Genomic DNA, 9232 nt, shown 5'->3' on the forward strand with positions numbered 1-9232 from the left:
TACCAGGTCTCACCGTTTATGTTGATGAGAATGAAGAGGATGCTTATAAACTTAAGCAACAATTAGATGATATAATTCCACTTGAAAAACGCAAGAAACAATTATCTAAAGCTATTGGTCTAGATATAAGTGAATGGAAACTAGATGAAGTTATACCGTCCTTACCAGATTATGAAACATTATCGAAAAAGGTCGTAAAATCAGTATATGAAGCCATACAACGTGCCATTAAGACTGAGCATCTTACATTAAGAGATTTATTAGATCGTTTTGGTACTTGGGTAGGGCACAAGACAATAGTAGGAACTCCCGAACAAGTGGCGGATGAAATGATCGAATGGTTTAAAAAAGAAGCGTGCGATGGTTTTATGTTGATGGCCCCGACGTATCCAGAATCATTTGAAAAATTTATTCATTTAGTGATACCAATTCTTCAAGAACGTGGAGTGTTTAGAAGAGATTATGAGAGTCATCTGTTAAAAAATCATTTGGGTATAAAAAACTAAAAATAAACCGCATCATTAACCGATACGCAGAAGCTTATCACAAATAAAACTAAAAAATTGGTAAGTAGATGAAGAGTGTAAATCAGAGTAATTAATAATAATGTATCAAATTTAAACAAAGGGGTCTTTAAGTATGAATTTAAGAGGTCATGAAAATAGGCTTAAATTTCTTGAGAAATATGATGTGACACCTATATCACATTTAAAATTATTAGAAGATCAAAAGAAAGACGGTGAAGGTGGCATACTGACAGATAGCTATTACTGTTTTTCATACAGCTTAAAAGGTAATTCTAAAAAAGTTTTAGGTACGTTTAATTGTGGTTATCATATTGCTGAAGACTTACTAAAATTATCAAATCAAGACAAATTACCTTTATTTAACCCGTTTAAAGTAATTAATGAAGGTAATCAATTGCAGGAAGTAGCGAATAAAGGTAATTTAGATATTAATAGGCAAAGAAAACAGTATAATGAAGTAGCTTTACAGCTTTCAAATGCTATAAATTTAATCATATTTTGTTATGAGGGTAATATTAAAGAACCACTTTCAACAATAAAACACGAAACCGATAAATATTATTATAGTAAACCATATGATCGTAAAATTAAAGCAGTAAATACTATTATCGGTAATTTGTTTGATAAGAAATTAGTTGAGAAAATATCTGAAATTAATGGAAATCAGGAAATTAGAAAATTTGATTTTTCATTACTCACTGATGTAATTAAAAAACACGAGATACAAAATAATTTTGAATAATAAGTGGATGTAAGAAGATATTAAATATTGAAGCTAGTATTAAGGATATTCAAAATATTATAAATTATTTTACTGAATGTGGCGTGAATAATAAGTATTATGAGAGTGAGAAAAGAAGTAGTCTAGGAAAGTTAGTAAGTGTTATTGGACACGAAGAAAATGTTAGAAATCCAAAATAACCTGAATTAGATTTTGAAGATTTCATATCTGAATGTATAAGTGAAAAACAAAAAAGAATTAGACATAAACTAGGAGGCAGAGTATGATGTCATCGAATGAGATAGTAAAAAAATTATATTCAAAGGAAGATATTCGCATAGAATTAGAGCTCACTCCACATAAGTTTAAAAAAAGAATGGAAACCATTACTAAGCTTTTTAAAATTGATATGAAAATTTTTCACAATTACAAAGGCCAAGATAAAAATAATCAATACACATTTAATGGCGTCGCAAAAGAATTAATAAAGGTGCTACTAAAAAGTATTGACTATTACCCAGTGGATATAAATTCCAAAGCTTTTAAACAAAACGGAAAATCTAAAAAAGAGATGATTGAAAATATAAAAGCATCTAGTTACATGGAATATACTTATCAGTTAATGAAATCTATCAATGAAATTAAATACAAAAGATTAATTGCAGACATACATACGAAAGACGTATATCAAAATACTAAAGCATGGTTAAGTATTGGTGAATCAATTAATAAAAAGGAACAAGAATTATACCAATATATGACACCTTTGCCCATACATAAAAGAATTGAGCTACAAAATGAAGTATTAAAATCTATAGATGAAACGATTTTTCAATTTATGGCAAAAGAACGTAGAAACACCCAAATAAAAGAAAATAATGAATTAGAAGAATACACAAATGCAATAAAAGAAGGTAAGTATCCCAAAAAGGATTACGAATTAAACCACCTATTATACGAGAAAAATGAAATGCCATTAGATAGCTTAATTAAAGATGTATGGGACTATGATGAAACAGAGTATATGGAGCTTGATTGGTTAATTGCAGATATGCTAAAACGTTCACAAAGAGCTGATAGTAATTTTATCGAAAGTATAGATAAGAAAAACAAATTGAGAAAAAATATTCATAAAGAATCTATTAAAAGTATATCTAAGTTGATTGATCATGAATTGGTTAAAAATAATAGAAAGTGGGACGTAGCAGAATTTTATAAAAATCAACAATTTTGGAACAATAGTACATTAAGACGTAGCTCTCAAAATTTTGGGATTTTATATTACAAAAAAAATAGGTTACATACAATGAACCAAAGTAATATTATTAAAAAAATAAAAATTATCGAGGCTAATATAGAGAGTGCAAATAAACAGCCGAGCTATTTAGATTTCTTTTTACAAGCTAAGTTTGACTTAGAGAGGGTTAGAAAGTGAATTAATGAAATATAGCATTAATCCGAAATATTTTAATAAGATAAATAGTGATTACGTAAGATATGCTATTGAAGATGTACATAATGCAATTATTAAAATTGACAGATATATAAGTAACGATAAAGTGAAGTTAAACTATTCAAATGCCCAAATGGTAGTGAGAAACGAAATAACAGAACAAGGAAGCTACTTTGTAAACCAGGCATTGAATACACTGTCAAAGGTAGAAGAGTCTGGCTACAGCTTTGAAAATTTCATGGTAGGACCTTTCGTAGAAGACTTTAAAAAAGCAATTAAAAATCGTAGATTTGGTTCTAAAACAGATTAAGATTGTTTTTTAGAGTTAAACATAAGAATAAATTTAAATAAAAAAACAAACCCAACAAACCTTGTTATATCAACGTTTGTTGGGTTTATTTTTTTTGGTGATTTTTTAATAACTCAATTACACCTTAGTATAATATTGCTAAATTATACATTGTCGAGGCCAAGACAAATAAAAAATTAAAGCAAAAGTTAGCGCGCAACTTTCTGCCATAAAGGAGCAGATTTATATGGAGACAAGAGACAAACTGATGTCATTGACTCAAAGTGACAAAACACAACAATGGTTAATGGACAAATCATCTAACCAAACTGATGTTCAACAATTGCAGCAACAATTCAGTCAGCAGCTTGACCAACAATATAATGCACTTTTAGCTGATGAACAAGCTAAATTAGATCAATATGTGGAAGTCCATCATGAATTGGAAGCATTAAAGGAAGAAATTGAAGCAGAACCTATTACACTTAATATTGATAAATTACCCGATATCAAAGCGATAATGCTTGAAAAGGCTAAGAACAATGAACATTCTGATAAAATCGAACAGTTATTTGATAGATTAGATCAGTCATTAAATGGTACGAATCGATTATATACACAATTATCGTTGATTGGTACACGAACACATCGAATCACAACTAAAAATTTTAATATTCAGGGCTTACCTAAAGCAGTCCAATGCACGATTTTACCTTCAAAATATAAGAAGGTATATACTGTCGATTTTAAATCATTTGAACCTTCGGTTGTTGCGTACATGACTCAAGATTCAAAACTGATTGACTTTTTAAATCAGAAAGACGGATTGTATGACGCATTGCTAAGTGAATTAGGCTTATCATATGAGCTACGAGTATTTGTTAAACGTGCATTTATTGGTTCGTTTCTATTTGGTGGCAACTTCGATAGCCCTAAATTCAAGTTGAAACAATATGTAAGTGAAGTGCAATGGTTGGATGCGGTCAGCCAATTTACAAAAGTCATTGAACTTAAGAAACAAATCGAAGAGCATAAAACCATTCCTATGCCTTATGGCATTGAACATGATATGAGCGCATTTCAAGGTAGCAGTATTATGGCATTTTATGTACAAACTGTAGCGAGTTATGTTTTCAAGCATATTCTGTTGGAAGTGTACAAAGCACAATGCGAACAAAAAACGTTCAAGATTATAGTGCCGATACACGATGCGATTATGATTGAATGTGATGATGAAGTAACTGCACGTGATGTTGCTCAGCTAATGAAAAGTACAGCTAACCAGTTGTTCAATGATGAATTTGCACATGTGACAGTGGAAGAACTGGGAGGTGAGGGCCATGAATAATGATAGAGGACAAAGTTTACAAATACCAAGTAGTACACCACTCAAAGAAAATTATATATATGTAGCTACGTTATATTCTGTGAGAGAAACAAATTTCTCAGGTGATGTGAAACATCAATTCACATATGAAATTGAAGTGAATAATCAGATCGTATATGTGAATCGTAATATCTCAACACAAAAGACAGCTAAGCAGTTGTCAATCAATGATTGGCTTAAACGTCACAGTAATTATAGCTCCACTCATGAGAATTATGACCCTTATATTGATAGAAAGCATTTAATCCATGTAGGTTGCTTTAACGGTAATTACTATGTACAAGATGTAGCATCATTAAATGAAGATGGAGGATTATTATAATGAATCATATATTACAAATGTTATCTAAGCTATTAAGTGTGGCTAAGGAGGCAATCGACCGTCAAGGTCTGATTGCTATCCTAACCATTAGTGTTGGAAATGATGAAATAGACAAGTCTGAACAAGCTATAACGGTGTATAACGAGCTTATCGATAAGCTACAGCTTAACATTCCTAAAGATGTCGACTATAGACCTAACATATACAGTTATTTTGGCATTCAAAAAAAGCCAAATGACACAATATTAGTGGAAATGATGATAAGTATTTTTCATATCAAGCGTTTTGATTCAGAGTTGTTTATTTTCAAAGATATAGGTTGGCAAAAGGTAAATGAAGATGAATTACAAGGGTTGATATCTAAAATGATACAAGTGTTGTTAATAGATTATAAACCTTCACTAAGTACTCTGACAAACATAGTGAATGGCTTACAAAAATCAACAGATGTAGAAGAGCTTATTGAGGATAAGCAGTATATTGGTTGCGGTCCTAGCATGTTTAATCTAAATACATTTGAAGTTGTTAAAAACTGTATAGATATATTCCCTAAAACACGCTTGAATATAGAAATAGATAAAGGTGATGTTATAAATGAAAATATACCTGACCACTTCAGTAAATACATGCTAGAGCTTGCTAACTTTGATACCGATTTAAAGCACTTTCTGATACAGCATACAGCAATACTGCTTACTGCTAATACCAAACTACGAAGAGGTTTGATTCTCTATGGCGCTGCTAATAATGGAAAATCAGTATATATAAAGTTGTTGAAATCATTCTTTCATCAAAATGACGTTATATCAAAAACGCTAAACGAACTTGGTGGACGTTTTGATAAAGAAAGCTTAATTGGGAAACGATTAATGGCAAGTGATGAAATTGGTGAGGCAAGAATCAATGAGAAGGTAGTAAATGACTTTAAGAAGTTACTTTCAGTTGAACCTATCCATGTTGATAGAAAGGGACAGACACAAGTAGAAGTCACATTAGATTTAAAACTGATTTTTAATACTAATGCTGTACTAAACTTTCCATCTGAGCACGCAAAAGCATTAGAGCGTAGAATTGCTGTTATTCCATGTGAATATTATGTTGAAAAAGCTGACCCCGACTTAATTGAAAAGTTACAGGATGAAAAGAAAGAAATCTTTCTTTACTTGATGTATGTGTATAAGCAAATTGTAAAAAATGATATCGAGTACCTCCAAAATGATCGTGTTACTGAAATTTCTCATGATTGGTTAAATTTTGGATATGAATTTGTTTCTAGTAAATCAGCAAATATTGCACATCAGAAAGCGAGTATTAATTTACTCAGAAAACTTATAGAAATCAAACCAGGATCACGAATCAAAGTATCCGAGTTAAATAAAGTTATTAATGAAGAAATAAAAGTGAGTTCTCAGGTTATTAAAAAGTTAATTCAAGCAAACTTTGATACTCAAACCAAACTATACAATGGCTACGATTATTGGATTGATTTAGGTTGGAAAGAAGCCAATAAAAAAGAGATTCATGATATTTCGGAAAAAGATAATATTATTTCATTAGATAAAAATGAAAATATAACAGACAATGAGGCATTAGATGAAGAAAATTTGGACTTTGATTGGGAGGACTTTGACGATGAATAATGAACAAATTGAAGCATTTGTAGAAGTGCTTGTGCCTATCATAGAAGAACGTATCAATAAAGGTAAGTAATCTAATTACGTACTACAGGCAGTTGCCTGTAGTACTCATATGATTAAGTGGTAAAAGTGATAAAAATGAAACGAAATTATAAATATATATTATCTATATGTTGTTACAAGACCGATGGTCTGTAGCAATAATCTAATAAAAGGAGCGGTATGATATGAAGGGTAAAATTGCACTTTATTCACGTGTTAGTACGTCTGAGCAGTCAGAACATGGTTATTCTGAAAAGGAGCAGGAACAACTACTCATCAAAGAAGTTGTGAAAAATTTCCCAGGTTATGACTATGAGACATATACTGACTCAGGCATTTCAGGTAAAAATATTGAAGGTCGTCCGGCAATGAAACGTCTATTACAAGATGTTAAGGATAATAAAATCGAAATAGTGTTAAGTTGGAAATTGAATCGTATCTCACGATCAATGAGAGACGTGTTTAATATTATTCATGAATTCAAAGAGCATGGCGTAGGTTATAAATCGATTTCTGAGAATATTGATACATCCAATGCTTCTGGTGAAGTTTTAGTTACAATGTTTGGATTAATAGGATCAATCGAACGTTCAACACTGGCCAGTAATGTCAAGATGTCGATGAATGCTAAAGCACGGAGCGGAGAGGCAATCACAGGTCGTGTTTTAGGCTACAAATTATCACTTAATCCATTGACACAGAAAAATGATTTAGTTATTGATGAAAATGAAGCTTATATTATACGGGAAATCTTTGATTTATATTTGAATCACAATAAAGGACTTAAAGCAATCACGACAGTTCTAAATCAAAAAGGATATCGCACCATTAATAAAAAACCATTTTCAGTGTTTGGCGTGAAATATATTTTGAATAATCCAGTCTATAAAGGCTATGTCAGATTCAATAACCATCAAAATTGGGCTGTTCAGCGAAGAAGTGGTAAAAGTGATAAAAATGATGTGATATTGGTCAAAGGTAAGCATGAAGCCATTATAAGTGAAGATGTATTTGATCAAGTTCATGAGAAACTAGCTTCTAAAAGTTTTAAACCGGGTCGTCCTATTGGTGGAGATTTCTACTTACGTGGCCTTATTAAATGCCCAGAATGCGGAAATAATATGGTATGTCGACGGACGTATTATAAAACGAAAAAGTCCAAAGAACGGACAATCAAACGCTATTACATTTGTTCATTATTCAACCGCTCAGGAAGTTCTGCCTGCCATAGTAATGCGATTAATGCTGAAGTCGTCGAACGCGTAATCAATGTCCATTTGAATCGTATTCTTTCACAACCTAATGTTATTAAGCAGATTGCGTCAAGTGTGATAGAAGAACTGAAACAAAAGCATAGTAAACAAACAGAAATAAAATATGATATTGATAGTCTAGAAAAACAAAAAGCAAAAGTTAAAATACAACAAGAACGATTATTGGAATTGTTCTTAGATGATGAAATGGATAGCGAAATGTTAAAAGCTAAACAAAGTGAAATGAATCAACAGTTAGAAGTATTAGACCAACAAATTAAAGAAGCAAAACAAGCAAATCAATCACAGGATGATATACCCAATTTTGATAAGTTAAAAGCACGACTCATTTTGATGATAACACGATTCAGTGTGTACTTAAGAAAGGCTACACCCGAAGCTAAAAATCAACTTATGAAAATGTTAATTGATTCAATTGAAATTACGAAAGATAAACAAGTTAAACTCGTAAGGTATAAAATTGACGAAAGTCTTATCCCTCAATCTTTGAAAAAAGATTGGGGGTCTTTTTTTATACCTAAATTTAACTTTGTGATAAATGTCACAAAGAAAAATAGGATTGAAAATTTATCACTTTTACCACTTTTTTAGAGTGACAAAAGTGGAGGAGTTTTGAAATATTTTATAAATATATATTTTATTTATGGAGTACACATTATTAATTAAGGAGGTCATTATAATGACGCTAAGCAAACAACTTAAAACGTATATTACTGAACGATTTAAATTAAATTATCAAGAAACTTGGGCTTGTGAAACCGTAGATGCGGTGGCTGAAGATGTATTACCTGAAAAATATATTAAAAATAGTCCACTTGAACATAAAATTTTAAATACTTTTACTTATTACAATGATGAATTACATGAAATCAGCATTTACCCTTTTTTATGTTATCTAGATAAGGAATTAGTAGCAATAGGTTATTTAGATAATTTTGATTTAGACTTTATATTTTTAAATGACACTCATCAAATTATTATTGATGAACGCTACTTGTTACAAAAAGGGGGCGAGTAATTATGAACTGGATCAAGGTCGCTCAACTATCTGTCACAGTTATCAATGAAGTCATTGAGATTATGAAAGAAAAACAAAATGGAGGAGAATAGTATGAAAATCAATCGATACATTACAAGAGGTGTTAGTGAACATTTATCTTTAGAATTTCAAATATTACTTTGGCATATGGTTGAAGAAAGAGAAAAATCACCTCATACAGATTATCTACACATTTTTAGACTGCAGGAAGATGAGAATATACTCTCAATCACACATGAACAAGAACAACCCGCATATAAATTGGAATATCACTATACAAACTATGTAAAAAATCAAAACGCATTACCTAAGAAAGTCTACGTCATTCGTGAAGATGATGTAGACGTTTTTTATTATGTGATGCTTTTACCCGAAGAATACTAAAAGGAATGACGATGTATGAATACAATCAAAAGTACGATACACACAGAAGCGATTTTTAGCGATGATGAACAACACCGCTACTTACTCAAGAAAACATGGGATGAAAAGAAATCCGCTTGTACAGTGATAACGATGTATCCTCATTTAGATGGTGTAT

General features: G+C 31.0%; 7 protein-coding genes and 2 pseudogenes. All 9 read left to right on the forward strand.

Going from position 1 to position 9232, the window contains the following annotated elements; all coding sequences use genetic code 11:
- Positions 1–506, forward strand: a pseudogene (locus HMPREF3134_RS07870) (LLM class flavin-dependent oxidoreductase); the annotation flags it as partial.
- Positions 507–639: 133 nt separating this feature from the next.
- On the forward strand, positions 640–1269 hold the full coding sequence (locus HMPREF3134_RS07875) for a hypothetical protein (protein WP_031864392.1): 630 nt from the start codon (positions 640–642) through the stop codon (positions 1267–1269).
- Between the two features lie 265 nt (positions 1270–1534).
- Positions 1535–3011: pseudogene (locus tag HMPREF3134_RS07880) on the forward strand (DUF6038 family protein).
- Between the two features lie 226 nt (positions 3012–3237).
- Complete coding sequence (locus HMPREF3134_RS07885) at positions 3238–4338, forward strand: DNA polymerase (protein WP_031864394.1); 1101 nt, start codon at positions 3238–3240, stop codon at positions 4336–4338.
- Positions 4331–4699: a hypothetical protein gene (locus HMPREF3134_RS07890; RefSeq protein WP_031864395.1), complete on the forward strand. Its 369-nt coding sequence runs from the start codon at positions 4331–4333 to the stop codon at positions 4697–4699. The genes HMPREF3134_RS07885 and HMPREF3134_RS07890 overlap by 8 nt, the downstream gene beginning before the upstream one ends.
- A complete protein-coding gene (locus HMPREF3134_RS07895) occupies positions 4699–6339 on the forward strand; it encodes a DUF5906 domain-containing protein (protein ID WP_070442019.1) in 1641 nt (546 codons plus the stop codon). The genes HMPREF3134_RS07890 and HMPREF3134_RS07895 overlap by 1 nt, the downstream gene beginning before the upstream one ends.
- A 224-nt stretch (positions 6340–6563) precedes the next feature.
- The gene (gene ccrC, locus HMPREF3134_RS07900) at positions 6564–8243 is read left to right on the forward strand and encodes a cassette chromosome recombinase CcrC (protein ID WP_070442022.1); all 1680 of its coding nucleotides are present in this window, start codon (positions 6564–6566) and stop codon (positions 8241–8243) included.
- An 88-nt stretch (positions 8244–8331) separates the two neighbouring features.
- Positions 8332–8670: an SAUGI family uracil-DNA glycosylase inhibitor gene (locus HMPREF3134_RS07905; protein ID WP_002449468.1), complete on the forward strand. Its 339-nt coding sequence runs from the start codon at positions 8332–8334 to the stop codon at positions 8668–8670.
- A 93-nt stretch (positions 8671–8763) separates the two neighbouring features.
- On the forward strand, positions 8764–9075 hold the full coding sequence (locus tag HMPREF3134_RS07910; RefSeq protein ID WP_070442025.1) for a DUF960 family protein: 312 nt from the start codon (positions 8764–8766) through the stop codon (positions 9073–9075).
- Positions 9076–9232: the final 157 nt, after the last annotated feature.

The sequence above is a fragment of the Staphylococcus sp. HMSC14D10 genome (assembly GCF_001808125.1).
In the GTDB taxonomy this organism is placed as follows: domain Bacteria; phylum Bacillota; class Bacilli; order Staphylococcales; family Staphylococcaceae; genus Staphylococcus; species Staphylococcus haemolyticus.

Excerpts from the sequence above, each read along its gene's own strand:
- HMPREF3134_RS07875 (WP_031864392.1), top strand. The coding sequence starts at position 640 with ATGAATTTAAGAGGTCATGAAAATAGGCTTAAATTTCTTGAGAAATAT.
- HMPREF3134_RS07885 (WP_031864394.1), top strand. The coding sequence starts at position 3,238 with ATGGAGACAAGAGACAAACTGATGTCATTGACTCAAAGTGACAAAACA.
- HMPREF3134_RS07890 (WP_031864395.1), top strand. The coding sequence starts at position 4,331 with ATGAATAATGATAGAGGACAAAGTTTACAAATACCAAGTAGTACACCA.
- HMPREF3134_RS07895 (WP_070442019.1), top strand. The coding sequence starts at position 4,699 with ATGAATCATATATTACAAATGTTATCTAAGCTATTAAGTGTGGCTAAG.
- ccrC (WP_070442022.1), top strand. The coding sequence starts at position 6,564 with ATGAAGGGTAAAATTGCACTTTATTCACGTGTTAGTACGTCTGAGCAG.
- HMPREF3134_RS07905 (WP_002449468.1), top strand. The coding sequence starts at position 8,332 with ATGACGCTAAGCAAACAACTTAAAACGTATATTACTGAACGATTTAAA.
- HMPREF3134_RS07910 (WP_070442025.1), top strand. The coding sequence starts at position 8,764 with ATGAAAATCAATCGATACATTACAAGAGGTGTTAGTGAACATTTATCT.